General features: G+C 44.3%; 13 protein-coding genes and 1 pseudogene. All 14 read left to right on the top strand.

Annotated features, from left to right (window positions below; genetic code table 11):
* Window positions 1-255 (top strand): annotated as a pseudogene (locus L5M71_RS12720) (flagellin); the annotation flags it as partial.
* Between the two features lie 224 nt (window positions 256-479).
* Window positions 480-821, top strand: a complete 342-nt coding sequence (locus L5M71_RS12715; protein WP_317630045.1) for a flagellin — start codon at window positions 480-482, stop codon at window positions 819-821.
* 290 nt (window positions 822-1,111) lie between these two features.
* Window positions 1,112-1,513: a flagellar protein FlaG gene (locus tag L5M71_RS12710; protein WP_317629597.1), complete on the top strand. Its 402-nt coding sequence runs from the start codon at window positions 1,112-1,114 to the stop codon at window positions 1,511-1,513.
* 148 nt (window positions 1,514-1,661) lie between these two features.
* Entirely contained in the window at window positions 1,662-3,017 is a 1,356-nt protein-coding gene (gene fliD / locus L5M71_RS12705) for a flagellar filament capping protein FliD (protein WP_263207746.1), read from the top strand.
* A 121-nt stretch (window positions 3,018-3,138) separates the two neighbouring features.
* Window positions 3,139-3,492, top strand: a complete 354-nt coding sequence (locus tag L5M71_RS12700; protein WP_113939463.1) for a flagella biosynthesis chaperone for FliD, FliT — start codon at window positions 3,139-3,141, stop codon at window positions 3,490-3,492.
* Between the two features lie 8 nt (window positions 3,493-3,500).
* Window positions 3,501-3,911 (top strand): flagellar export chaperone FliS, encoded by a 411-nt coding sequence (fliS, locus tag L5M71_RS12695; RefSeq protein WP_113939464.1) that lies wholly within the window; start codon window positions 3,501-3,503, stop codon window positions 3,909-3,911.
* Window positions 3,912-4,198: 287 nt separating this feature from the next.
* Window positions 4,199-5,632, top strand: coding sequence for a sigma-54 dependent transcriptional regulator (locus L5M71_RS12690; RefSeq protein ID WP_317630044.1), 1,434 nt, complete (start codon window positions 4,199-4,201; stop codon window positions 5,630-5,632).
* 109 nt (window positions 5,633-5,741) lie between these two features.
* Window positions 5,742-6,824, top strand: coding sequence for a sensor histidine kinase (locus tag L5M71_RS12685; protein ID WP_263184941.1), 1,083 nt, complete (start codon window positions 5,742-5,744; stop codon window positions 6,822-6,824).
* Window positions 6,817-8,160: a sigma-54-dependent transcriptional regulator gene (locus L5M71_RS12680; RefSeq protein ID WP_028761192.1), complete on the top strand. Its 1,344-nt coding sequence runs from the start codon at window positions 6,817-6,819 to the stop codon at window positions 8,158-8,160. The genes L5M71_RS12685 and L5M71_RS12680 overlap by 8 nt, the downstream gene beginning before the upstream one ends.
* Window positions 8,161-8,391: 231 nt before the next feature.
* On the top strand, window positions 8,392-8,727 hold the full coding sequence (gene fliE / locus L5M71_RS12675) for a flagellar hook-basal body complex protein FliE (RefSeq protein WP_028761191.1): 336 nt from the start codon (window positions 8,392-8,394) through the stop codon (window positions 8,725-8,727).
* A gap of 45 nt (window positions 8,728-8,772) precedes the next feature.
* Window positions 8,773-10,455, top strand: coding sequence for a flagellar basal-body MS-ring/collar protein FliF (fliF, locus tag L5M71_RS12670; RefSeq protein WP_263207759.1), 1,683 nt, complete (start codon window positions 8,773-8,775; stop codon window positions 10,453-10,455).
* Window positions 10,448-11,500 (top strand): flagellar motor switch protein FliG, encoded by a 1,053-nt coding sequence (fliG, locus tag L5M71_RS12665; protein WP_028761189.1) that lies wholly within the window; start codon window positions 10,448-10,450, stop codon window positions 11,498-11,500. Before fliF ends, fliG begins: the two co-directional genes overlap by 8 nt.
* Window positions 11,487-12,482, top strand: coding sequence for a flagellar assembly protein FliH (fliH, locus tag L5M71_RS12660; protein ID WP_263207743.1), 996 nt, complete (start codon window positions 11,487-11,489; stop codon window positions 12,480-12,482). Before fliG ends, fliH begins: the two co-directional genes overlap by 14 nt.
* Window positions 12,451-13,788 carry a flagellar protein export ATPase FliI gene (gene fliI / locus L5M71_RS12655; protein ID WP_263207741.1) on the top strand — a complete coding sequence of 446 codons (1,338 nt, stop codon included), beginning with the start codon at window positions 12,451-12,453 and terminating at the stop codon, window positions 13,786-13,788. Before fliH ends, fliI begins: the two co-directional genes overlap by 32 nt.
* Window positions 13,789-13,814 lie beyond the last annotated feature (26 nt).

Below are 13,814 nucleotides of genomic sequence, written 5' to 3'. Positions count from 1 at the left end.
AATGAAACGATTTCAGTATCGTTGTCTAGCACTGCGGCGAATAAGATTGGTAATCACAGCGTTTCAGGAAAAGGCACTAAATTTGGTGTAGAAACCGCGGGCGCTTTATCGCAAGGTACAGCCGCTGATACAGCTTTTGCTGTTAATGGTAAGGTTGTGGCAATTACCGGCGGTGACAATGCTGCCAAAGTCGCTGATAACATTAATAAAGCAGGTGCAGGCGTTAAGGCTGAAGCCTACTCGCGACTGACTTAGGTAAAGCGGGATACGATGTTAGCCACGATAAAGAAACAGGTGTCATTAGTATTACAGCTAAGGGTGTTGCTGGTGTAGAAGTCACTGGTTACTCTGGCGGTACAGCAGCGTTAGGCGGCTTAGCTAGTGGAGCAAACGCCAGTAAAACGTCTGAACTTAAATTATCTTCACCTGAAAAATTTGCCATTAAAGGTACAACAGCTGACGAGCTGCTCGGTGGTGGTGTGACTGCCACTGCTGGTAGCTCTAAATTGTCTGAAGTGTCTAAAGTTGACATTGGCACAGCCAAAGGAGCACAGGATGCCTTGGCTGTCATAGATTCAGCTATTGCTGGTATTGATTCCCAACGTGCAGATTTAGGTGCGGTACAAAACCGTATGAACTTCACTATCAATAACTTGGGTAACGTGCAAACTAACGTAGCAGATGCCCGTAGCCGTATTCAAGATGTTGACTTTGCAAAAGAAACTGCAGAAATGACTAAGAAACAAATTCTGTCTCAGACATCTTCTGCTATGTTGGCGCAAGCCAACCAATTACCACAAGTTGCCCTGTCATTGCTGTAATTGTGATTGGCGGTTATCTCATGCTGAGATGATAGACATCTAAGTGTTTGGCACTGAGAGGGGAGGTTCGTTTAGACCCTTCCCTTTGTGCATTAAAATGGTCAGTTTAGTGTTGTTAATAAAGTGATTATTAGTAAATATCATTTAGCTGCATCATCAATATACAGTAATAAGCAGATTAGCAAATGTTTGAAGATAAAGCTGAAGCGTGTAGCTTTGTGCTTCATCTGTAAGGTTAGTACTTTCTAGCAGTACCAGAGTACATAGGTAAGTGTGACTAAGAGGGTGGCATGATGGATATTAATTCAGTTAGTACATCTAATGTAGTGGGGTTGAAGACTGAGCTTAAACTAGCTCCTCCACAATCTCTTCAGCAAGAGTCAAGTGGTTCAATAAAGCCTTTGTTTGGCCAATCAAACAGCGTGAACATGGTAGAAGATGGCGAGTCTACAAAAGATACTAAAACGAATGTTGAGCAGTTAGATAAGGTTGCGAGTGACCTGACGGATATGGTAACTATGATGCGTAAGGGATTAGCATTTAAAGTTGATGCGAGTTCTGATAGGCCCGTTGTCAGTGTTATGGATATAGACTCTGGCGAAGTGCTGCGACAAATTCCTAGTGAAGAGGCGCTTGCCTTGGCTGAAAAACTGTCTGAAGTGACAGGCGCATTAATAAAAACAGAGGTTTAAGTCGTAGTTTTTTAATATGCATTCATGAGAGGCTCAGTCCAGAGTGGTAAGCCATTCATATTAACTGAAGTCTTGGCGTGAATTTTGCTGTATTAATACTATTAACTATACGTATTGGTAAGTTTTTAGACGCAGATCAGAGGTGGATATGGGATTAACATCATTAGGTGTAGGTACTGGCATGGACATCGGCGGCATTGTAACCGCTTTAGTTAATGCAGAAAAAGCGCCTAAAGAAGCCAAATTCAATGCTCAAGAAGGTAAGATCAACACTCAGATCTCTGCTCTGGGGGCATTGAAAAGTGCAATGTCTGATTTCTTAGAGAAGATAAAACCTCTATCTGATGCTAAAACCTTTACAGGTTTTAAGAGTACGCTTTCCAATAAAGACTTTATGACCGCAACAGTTGACCCGACTGCAGTGGCTGGCAATTATAAAGTCATTGTTGAACAGTTGGCTGAAAGCCATAAATTAGGTTCTACAGCAGTTACAGATGTTACGGCTCCAATAGGAAGTGGTTCATTAAGTCTGACAGTGGGAAGTGAGAGCTTTAATGTTGCTGTTGGCGCAGATGACTCTCTGCAAGACATTATGAAAAACATCAATGCTTCTAAAGATAATGTTGGAGTAACTGCGACTATTATTAAGGGCGATAATGGTGCTCAGTTGGTTCTTACATCTAACAAGACTGGTGCGGCTAATGTAGTGCAAGCATCTGCCACAGATGACGCTGGAACAGCACTTTCAGATGTTTTTGCTATGACAGAATTACAACCTGCAAAAGATGCAATTTTGTATGTTGATGGCTTAAAAGTGACCTCTGATTCAAACGAAGTAAAGAATGCGATTACTGGCATCAACTTAACATTGACGGATGCTAACAAAGATAAAACAACGACACTCAAAATTGAACCTAATCGTGACTCTTCGAAAACAGCTATAAAAGATTTTGTTAATTCATACAATGAGTTAATGAAAACTATGTCTGGCATGTCAGGCTATGATCCCAAAACTAAGAAAGCGGGTATATTGCAGGGTGATTCTGTTATTCGTGGTGTCCAAAACCAGATGAGGGGCGTGTTGTCATCAACGAGTGGTGATAGTGGCTCTATGATGTTAGCGAATCTGGGTATTAAAACCACTCAGACGGGTAGCCTTGAGATTGATGATAAAAAGCTTGATGAAGTGCTAAGTAAAGATATTAATGCCGTATCGGACTTTTTTTCTGCAGAAAAAACTGGGTTTGGTACGCGGATGAAGGATGTTACTGACTCCTATGTAAAAACTGGGGGAATTTTAGATAGTCGAGATGAAAGCTTAGATACTCAACTTTCTCGTATTACCGATAGCCGTGAGAGTCTTGCCTTAAAAATGAAGGCCTATGAAGCTAGGTTATTAAAGCAGTACAATGCTATGGATTTGATTGTCGGCCAGATGAACGCTCAAGGTAGTATGCTAACTCAGCGACTCGACTCTCTTCCTGGGCTTGTGAGCAAACGATAATATTTTATCAGCCAAATTGTCCCTACAGTAAGATAGATTTACACGATGTTTGCCAGTTTTTGAATTTTATAAGTTTTTTATCTAAAGTGGCAGAGTAGCAGAGTAAGAGATTTTATATATTATGCATCATAGTCAAATAAATACACAGAATGTTGTTAGCACATTAGATTCTCTTAATGAGCAAATGAATGAAATCATTAGACAAGTGACTACATTATCAATAGATAATGAAAATATTGATTTTTTGGTATTAAAATTGCAAGAATTTGTTGGCCAGCGTCAATTATTACTTGAGGCTTTGGTTGCAGATGAGCAATTTGTTGACAGAGATTATTTGCAGTTACAGTTTTCATTAACTCAAGCATGTACAGAGAAAGCCAATGTTTTCTTACTGGACAGGCAAGCTCTATTGCATGCTGGTAGTAATAGTCAACGTCATATCAATGTATACAAGTCGATAGATGCAAATAGGTAGGTACTAATATGAGAGGTTCATTACAGTCATATCGTAAGGTTTCTTTAGAAAGTGAAATAGCAGTGGCATCCCCTCACCGCATTATTCAAATGATGTTTGCTGGTTTGCTTGAGCGTTTGGCTCAGAGTCGATATGCAATAGAGCAGCGTGATTTTGCAAAAAAAGGGCTTCTTATTGGTAAATCGCTAGGGATTATCGCGGGGCTGAATAGCTGCCTAAATATGGAAGCTGAAGGCAGTGTTGCTTACAATCTCAGTAATTTATATGATTTTATGTTGCGCCGTATTTCAGAGGCGAATTTGAATAATGATGTTCAAGCGATTGATGATGTAAGTGACTTAGTTCGTACTCTAAAAGAGAGTTGGGATGCAATTCCTGCAGATAAACATAATATTTCTGCGCATTCTGAAGCGGGTTAATATCTTATTTCGTGATTAAAAATAGACGCACTGGTTGCGTCTTTTTTTTGGCTAAAAGTCAAAATATTGACGTTTTAGACTAGAATCATGATGTAAATGAACTAAAATCAATTCAGTTTGGCATAAACCTCATCTGAGGCTTGCTTCTCGCCTGCTGATAATACAATATTCATCTCAAGTAGTGATGGTGGCACAGATTGTTACATTGAATTTGTTAAGCTTTTACAGCAACTAATCATAAATAATTAATGCGAATTAATACATATTAGAGCTTTACGGCCTACTGAATGATGCAAACAGATCAACGAATTTTACTTATCGGCCCTCCATCAGAGCGATTAAATCGCCTGTGTTGCATTTTGGATTTTTTAGGTGAGCAATTTGTACAAATTGACACCGAAAAATTAAGTGCTAGCCTCCAAGATACCCGTTTTCGAGCTTTAGTTATCCTAACTGATGTTATGGATGCTGATGGGCTTAAAAACATCGCAGGTCAACATCCATGGCAACCTATGCTGTTGCTTGGCAATGTTGACGATCTGCAAGTGTCTAATATTCTTGGACATATAGAAGAACCTTTAACGTATCCTCAGCTCACTGAATTATTACACTTTTGCCAAGTATTCGGTCAAGTTAAACGGCCTCAAGTCCCTACTAGTGCGAATCAAACAAAGTTATTCCGAAGCTTAGTGGGACGCAGTGATGGTATTGCGAATGTGAGGCACTTGATAAATCAAGTAGCAACATCTGAGGCAACCGTGCTTGTTCTGGGTCAATCAGGTACAGGTAAAGAAGTGGTCGCCCGTAATATCCATTATTTGTCTGAGCGCCGTGACGGTCCATTTATCCCTGTTAACTGTGGTGCTATTCCGCCTGAGTTATTAGAGAGTGAGCTATTTGGTCATGAAAAGGGGTCATTTACTGGGGCAATCTGTTCCCGTAAAGGCCGTTTTGAATTAGCTGAAGGTGGTACACTATTTCTCGATGAAATAGGAGACATGCCACTACAAATGCAAGTTAAATTACTCCGTGTGCTGCAAGAGCGGGTATTTGAGCGCGTTGGTGGTACTAAGACAATTAATGCTGATGTACGCGTAGTTGCTGCGACACATAGAGATTTAGAAACCATGATCAGCGTTAATGAGTTCCGTGAGGATCTTTATTACCGCCTAAACGTATTCCCGATTGAAATGCCCGCGTTGTGTGATCGCAAGGACGATGTGCCTTTGCTATTACAAGAGTTAGTTAGCCGAGTCTATAACGAAGGCCGTGGTAAGGTGCGTTTTACGCAGCGTGCGATAGAGTCGCTGAAAGAACATGCTTGGTCGGGCAACGTGCGCGAGCTGTCTAATTTAATCGAACGCCTCACCATTTTATATCCGGGTGGACTGGTCGATGTTAACGATTTACCTGTCAAATATCGCCATATCGATGTGCCCGAATATTGTGTAGAGATGAGTGAAGAGCAACAGGAACGTGATGCTTTAGCTTCTATCTTTAGCGATGAAGAGCCGGTTGAAATCCCTGAGACGCGTTTCCCAAGTGAGCTACCACCTGAAGGCGTGAACCTTAAGGATTTATTAGCTGAACTGGAAATCGACATGATACGTCAGGCACTAGAGCTGCAAGATAACGTTGTTGCTCGCGCGGCTGAGATGCTAGGAATACGTCGTACAACGCTTGTAGAAAAAATGCGTAAGTACGGAATGACAAAAGATTAGTTTTCTATTTTATTGTTATATAAGTTGTTTTAACCTCTAAAGTTCAATTTCCAATTTGGCATAGATACTGCAGTCACCCCGTCATAAGCAATTTTTTGACGGAGTGACTATGTCAGCCAACCCACTAGCGCAAATTGAGTCATTCAAGCACACTAGCAAACAATGGAACCAACTGCGTGAGGCCGCGAATATGTCCAATCGAATGGAGCATATTTTACAGGCTATGCCATCTGGCGTGGTGATTATCAATGGCGACGGTATAGTCACGGATGCCAATCCGGTTGCAGTTGAATTACTTGAGCGCTCCTTGTGTGGCGTTCGCTGGATTGATGTGATCCACAGTGCCTTTGCGCCACAGGACGATGATGGCCACGAAGTGTCACTGCGTAATGGCCGCCGCGTTAAGTTAGCGATAACACCACTCACGCCAGAGCCTGGTCAATTAATTGTGTTAACTGATCTGACTGAAACCCGGCTATTACAGAAAAATATCTCCCATCTACAACGTTTATCTGCACTGGGCAAGATGGTAGCAACTTTGGCTCATCAGGTGCGCACGCCTTTATCTGCCGCTTTGTTATACGCTTCAAACCTTGCGAGTCCGAAGTTATCCGATGCCGCTAAAGCTAAATTCCAACAAAAACTTGTTGATAGACTCAATGAACTCGAGCGGCAGGTTAACGACATGCTATTGATGGCGAAAGGTCGTCAGGATGAACTTGGAGATCTAATCTCATTGGCTGAGGTTATCGACAATGTTTTGGCAAATTGTGAGCCGATAGCGGCAAAGCAAGGCTGTGACTTGTCATTTGATGATGCATCAAGCAGCTCGATGTTAGCTAATTCCAATGCATTAAGCTCGGCGATTAATAATTTAGTCATGAACAGCATAGAAGCCGGAGCAACTGAAATTCGTATCCAAGCGAAGGAAGAGGGCGAACGGTTATTATTGGACGTCATCGATAATGGTAAAGGCTTAGACGCCACTATGCAGCAGAAGGTATTTGAACCTTTCTTTACGACTAAGTCGCAGGGAACTGGGCTTGGGTTAGCCGTTGTGCAATCTGTGGTGCGCAATCATGGGGGGCAACTGCAACTCTGTTGTGTACCGAATAAAGGCTGTACTGTGTCTTTAGTATTCCCACGGGCTAAATCCGCGGTGATATTACCTTTGGAGATTACCCATGTCTGAAGCAAAGTTATTGCTCGTTGAGGATGATGCTTCATTACGTGAAGCCTTGTTGGATACCTTAATGCTGGCTCAGTATGAGTGTGTTGATGTTGCCTCCGGTGAAGACGCTATTTTAGCCTTGAAACAACATCAGTTTGATTTAGTTATTAGCGATGTGCAGATGCAAGGTATTGGTGGTTTAGGTTTATTGAACTACCTGCAGCAGCATCATCCTAAGTTGCCAGTGCTGTTGATGACGGCCTACGCGACTATTGGTAGCGCGGTGAATGCTATAAAATTAGGTGCTGTTGATTATTTAGCCAAACCTTTTGCACCAGAAGTGTTACTCAATCAAGTCTCACGCTATTTGCCATTAAAACAAAATGTGGATCAGCCTGTCGTCGCTGATGAAAAAAGTTTAGCCTTATTAGCACTGGCTCAACGGGTTGCCGCTTCTGATGCCTCTGTCATGATCTTAGGTCCTAGCGGTTCGGGTAAAGAGGTTTTAGCCCGTTACATTCATCAACACAGTAGCCGTGCTAATCAAGCCTTTGTGGCCATTAACTGTGCCGCGATTCCCGAGAACATGCTCGAAGCTACCCTTTTTGGTTATGAAAAGGGGGCATTTACGGGGGCTTATCAAGCGTGCCCGGGGAAATTTGAGCAGGCTCAAGGTGGCACTTTGCTGCTCGATGAAATCTCTGAGATGGATTTAGGCTTACAAGCTAAGTTATTGCGGGTTTTGCAAGAGCGTGAAGTTGAGCGTTTAGGTGGCCGTAAAACCATTAAGCTCGATGTGCGCGTGCTTGCCACATCCAATCGTGATTTAAAGGCAGTGGTCGCAGCTGGCGGATTTAGGGAAGATCTCTACTATCGAATTAACGTATTTCCTTTAGCTTGGCCTGCGTTAAGTCAACGTCCTGCAGATATTTTACCTCTTGCGCGTCATTTACTGGCTAAACATGCTAAGGCATTGAATGTTGCCGATGTGCCTGAGTTGGATGAGAATGCGCGTCGACGTTTATTGAGTCATCGCTGGCCAGGGAACGTACGTGAACTCGACAATGTGATCCAGCGTGCTTTGATATTAAGAGCCGGTCAATTGATCACAGCCAATGACATTATTATCGATGCGCAGGATGTGATTTTAAGCGGTGAAGATCTAGACCCATTTTCTTCTGAGCCAGACGGCTTAGGTGAAGAGCTCAAAGCTCAAGAACATGTGATTATTTTAGAGACCCTTAACCAATGCCAAGGAAGTCGTAAGTTAGTCGCCGAAAAGCTAGGAATTAGCGCACGAACCCTAAGATACAAGATGGCAAGGATGCGTGATATGGGGATCCAACTGCCAAATTAGCCTATAAATTCAAGTTATCATCTCGCAGCCTCCACATTGAGTGTGAGGCTGTATTTATTAAAATACACAACAGTAAAAGTGGCTCATTTCATCCAAAATCCTTAGATATTGACATCTTCTTATCCCGTCAATTTATTATCAATCACGACCATCTGAAAACTTGGCCGTTATTTTGCATTGTCCCGTTATCGGTATTTTGATCGTCAAGAATTCGACGACTGGGAGCTCAGTATGCAAATAGGCGCAAATTCATTCCTGCAGGAAATGCAGAAACTCCAAGGCGAAATAACGCCGTCGTTTGGCGTTCAGCCAAATATCATGCAGCAAGTGAATAACACCAGTGGTGCAGACTTCGGTCAGTTGCTATCGCAAGCCGTAGGCAATGTCAGCGGCTTACAGTCTGCATCGTCAAACCTCGCGACACGTTTAGAGATGGGTGATACTACCGTTTCTTTATCGGACACTGTGATTGCCCGTGAGAAAGCAAGTGTCGCTTTCGAGGCGACAGTGCAAGTGCGTAATAAGCTTGTCGAAGCCTACAAAGAAATAATGAGCATGCCTGTCTAGGCCAGTGAATAACCCAATTAGCAGGTACGAATCGTGAGTACAGAAATGATTGTCGGATCCAATTCCGGTTTAGCTGAACAAGGTGTCCAGCAAGAACATAAGTCAGGAATGATGGGAAATCTTGGCGGTGTCGATATGATGCGCCAAGTGACTATGATTTTAGCCTTAGCGATTTGTTTAGCCTTGGCGGTATTTGTCATGCTGTGGGCGCAGGAGCCAGAGTATCGTCCATTGGGTAAAATGGAAACTCAGGAAATGGTTCAAGTGCTAGATGTACTTGATAAAAATAAAGTTAAGTACCAAATCGACGTGGACGTTATCAAAGTTCCTGAAGATAAATATCAAGAAGTCAAAATGATGTTGAGCCGTGCTGGTATCGACAGTCCTGCAGCCAACCAAGATTTTTTGAATAAAGACAGTGGCTTTGGTGTCAGCCAACGCATGGAACAAGCTCGTCTTAAGCATAGCCAAGAAGAAAACCTCGCCCGTGCGATTGAGCAACTACAAAGTGTCAGCCGTGCCAAAGTCATTCTTGCGTTACCTAAAGAAAACGTCTTCGCCCGCAATGCCTCTAAACCGAGTGCAACTGTGGTGATCAATACCCGTCGCGGTGGTTTAGGCCAAGGTGAAGTCGATGCTATCGTCGATATTGTTGCTTCTGCAGTACAAGGTTTAGAACCATCAAGGGTGACGGTAACTGACTCTAACGGCCGTTTATTGAACTCGGGTAGCCAAGATGGCGCGTCTGCGACGGCTCGGCGTGAACTTGAATTAGTACAGCAAAAAGAAGCTGAATATCGCACTAAGATTGAATCGATTCTGGTGCCAATTCTAGGTCCTGATAATTTTACCTCTCAAGTCGACGTCAGTATGGATTTTACTGCTGTTGAGCAAACATCAAAGCGTTTTAACCCTGATTTACCGGCACTGCGCAGTGAAATGACCGTTGAAAATAACACCACTGGCGGCTCTTCTGGTGGGATCCCTGGCGCGTTATCCAATCAACCGCCAATGGAGTCAAATATTCCAGAAGATGCGACTAAAGCGACCGAGTCTGTCACCGCAGGTAATTCGCACCGCGAAGCGACCCGTAACTTTGAATTAGATACCACCATTAGCCATACTCGCCAGCAAGTTGGTGCAGTGCGCCGCATTAGTGTGTCAGTCGCGGTGGACTTTAAACCTGGTGCCGCTGGAGAAAATGGTCAAGTAGCCCGTGTTGCCCGTACCGAACAAGAACTGACCAATATCCGTCGTTTGCTTGAAGGCGCGGTTGGTTTTAGTTCACAACGGGGTGATGTGCTGGAAGTGGTAACCGTTCCTTTTATGGACCAATTAGTTGAAGATTTACCCGCACCTGAGCTTTGGGAGCAACCTTGGTTTTGGCGTGCGATTAAGCTTGGGATTGGTGCGCTAGTGATTTTGGTGCTGATTTTAGCTGTGGTACGTCCTATGCTGAAACGCTTAATCTATCCTGACAGTGTGAATATGCCTGAGGATGGCAGATTAGGTAATGAATTAGCCGAAATTGAGGACCAATATGCGGCTGATACGCTAGGGATGCTCAATACTCAAGAGGCGGAATACAGTTATGCTGACGATGGCTCAATTCATATCCCTAATCTTCACAAAGATGATGATATGATTAAAGCTATCCGTGCGCTCGTGGCGAATGAGCCTGAGCTCTCTACTCAAGTCGTGAAAAACTGGTTACAAGACAATGGCTGAGAATAAAACGAAAGAAGTGGCTCCTGCGGCCGCACCTGCCTTTAATATCAAAGATATTAGTGGCGTTGAAAAGACCGCTATTTTACTCCTCAGTTTGAGTGAGGCTGATGCTGCATCCATTTTAAAACACTTAGAGCCGAAGCAAGTGCAAAAAGTGGGTATGGCCATGGCGGCAATGGATGAGTTTGGTCAGGAAAAAGTTATCGGGGTACATAAGCTGTTTCTTGATGACATTCAAAAGTATTCTTCAATTGGTTTCAACAGCGAAGAGTTCGTCCGTAAAGCCTTAACCGCTGCGCTGGGTGAAGATAAAGCGGGTAATCTGATTGAACAGATTATCATGGGCAGTGGCGCTAAAGGTTTGGACTCGTTGAAGTGGATGGATGCACGCCAAGTGGCGACCATTATTCAAAACGAACATCCACAGATCCAAACCATTGTTTTGTCTTATCTAGAACCCGATCAAGCGGCGGAAATTTTTGGTCAATTCCCTGAGAATACCCGCTTAGACTTGATGATGCGTATTGCAAATCTTGAAGAAGTGCAGCCCGCTGCACTGCAAGAGTTGAACGACATCATGGAGAAACAGTTTGCCGGTCAAGGTGGCGCTCAGGCCGCGAAAATGGGTGGCTTAAAAGCGGCTGCCAACATAATGAACTACTTAGACACGGGTATCGAAAGCCAGTTGATGGAAACCATGCGCGAGTCTGATGAAGAAATGGCGCAGCAAATCCAAGATTTGATGTTTGTATTTGAAAACTTAATTGATGTCGATGACCGCGGTATTCAAGCCCTGTTGCGTGAAGTGCAGCAAGATGTACTGATGAAGGCGCTTAAAGGCACAGATGATCAGCTGAAAGAAAAAATCTTGGGTAACATGTCAAAACGTGCCGCTGAATTATTGCGTGATGATCTTGAAGCCATGGGCCCAATCCGCATCAGTGAAGTGGAAGTCGCCCAAAAAGAAATCCTGTCTATTGCTCGTCGCTTAAGTGACAGCGGCGAAATCATGTTAGGCGGCGGTGGTGGCGATGAGTTCCTCTAATCCGAGCGATAATAAATTGCAGAATAAGGTCTTGAGCGAAGGAGATGTCGAATTTAGTCACTGGGCACTGCCAGATGTGACTGAAGCCGATGATGATTCTATCTCAAATCTGTTCGGCCATTCGAATCATCAAGCCGCTAAGTCGACTACAGTGGAAAGTGTTTCTCCACCGACTATGGCTGAGATTGAAGACATTCGAGCCCAAGCCGAAGAAGAAGGCTTTAGCGAAGGTAAGCAGCAAGGGTATGAGCAAGGGCTAGAAAAAGGGCGTTTAGAAGGGTTAGAGCAGGGCCATACTGAAGGGCTCGCCCAAGGGCATGAGCAAGGATTAGAAACCGGTTTAGCCCAAGCAAAAATATTGCTCTCGCGTTTTGAAACCTTATTAGCCCAATTTGAAAAACCATTGCAATTGCTCGATGGCGATATTGAACTTTCGCTACTGAACCTGAGTATGACATTAGCGAAATCTGTCATTGGCCACGAATTAAAAACTCATCCAGAACAAGTGCTTTCGGCATTGCGCTTAGGTATAGAATCGCTGCCGATAAAAGAACAAACGGTCACAATCCGCTTGCATCCTGACGATGTTATTTTAGTCGAACAACTTTATTCCAGCGCTCAATTGACCCGCAGTAAGTGGGAACTTGAAGTTGACCCTTCCTTAAGCCCAGGTGACTGTATTCTCAGTAGTCATCGTTCTTTAGTCGATTTGACCCTCGCATCGCGTATCGATGCTGTGTTTGAGTCCTTACGGAACCAACATGCTCACTTAAGTGACAAGCAGCGTCAATTGCAAGAGGCTATAGAGGTTGAAGATACCGCTAAACACGTTGCGGCTTCTGAGGCTGTGGGATCTGAGCTTGATGATCAGGTTGTCGATACGGTTTCTCAACATGCTGAGGATATACAATCTGCCTCAAACACAGGTGAGCAATTAGAGGCAAAATCAGATGCAAAATCGTCAACACCAATTGCTGAATAGGCTGAATCACCATCAGGATAAAGTGCCGCCATTTCGAGCTGTGGCCAGTGGTCAACTCGTGCGTGTTGTTGGCTTAACCTTAGAGGCGAGCGGTTGCCGTGCGCCTGTGGGCAGCTTATGTTCGATCGAAACCATGGTGGGCGAGTTAATTGCAGAAGTCATCGGCTTTGATGGCGAACTATTATATTTAATGCCCATTGAAGAATTACGTGGTGTATTGCCCGGTGCGCGGGTTGTGCCTTTGGGGGAACAAACTGGACTCAATGTTGGTTTATCCCTGCTAGGACGCGTACTTGATGGTAACGGCGTGCCTTTAGATGGTTTAGGCGCGTTGCAAACCGACCAACAAGCGCCAAGACATAGCGCTGCCATTAATCCCTTATCTCGCCGTGCCATTACTGAACCGCTGGACGTTGGCGTTCGCGCTATCAACGCTATGCTGACTGTGGGCAAAGGCCAACGTATGGGCTTGTTTGCGGGCTCAGGTGTAGGTAAGAGTGTGCTCTTAGGTATGATGACTCGCGGTACTACCGCCGACATTATTGTGGTTGGGCTAGTGGGTGAGCGTGGCCGGGAAGTGAAAGAGTTTATTGAGGAAATTCTTGGTGAGAAAGGTCGAGCGCGTTCAGTCGTTGTTGCTGCGCCTGCGGATACATCGCCTCTGATGCGCCTTCGCGCCTGTGAAACCTCGACTCGTATTGCCGAATACTTCCGCGATTTAGGCTATAACGTTTTATTGCTTATGGACAGTTTAACGCGCTACGCTCAAGCACAGCGTGAAATTGCTTTGGCTGTGGGTGAACCGCCTGCGACTAAAGGTTATCCGCCTTCTGTGTTTGCAAAATTGCCACGTTTAGTTGAGCGCGCCGGAAATGGTGGCCCAGGGCAAGGTTCAATTACGGCATTTTATACTGTGTTGACGGAAGGAGACGATCAACAGGATCCCATTGCCGATGCTTCGCGGGCGATCCTCGATGGCCACATTGTCTTGTCACGTTCGCTTGCGGATTCGGGGCACTATCCTGCAATTGATATTGAAGCTTCTATTAGCCGAGTCGCGCCTATGGTGATCTCCAATGAACATTTGGAGGCGATGCGCCGCGTGAAACAAACCTATTCTTTGTATCAGCAAAATCGAGATTTGATTTCTATTGGGGCCTATGCCCAAGGAAGCGATCCTCGCATTGATAATGCGATACGACTGCAGCCAGCAATGAATGCTTTTTTGCGACAAACCATGCGTGATGCATTTAGCTTTGCCGATAGCCAAGTCATGCTTGGGCAACTTGCTGCACAGTGCAAATAATGGCGTCATCGAATTAATCGAGGTCT

This window comes from Shewanella sp. SW1, from assembly GCF_025653545.1.
Lineage (GTDB): Bacteria > Pseudomonadota > Gammaproteobacteria > Enterobacterales > Shewanellaceae > Shewanella > Shewanella oncorhynchi.
This window is presented reverse-complemented; position numbering and strand designations above follow the sequence as displayed.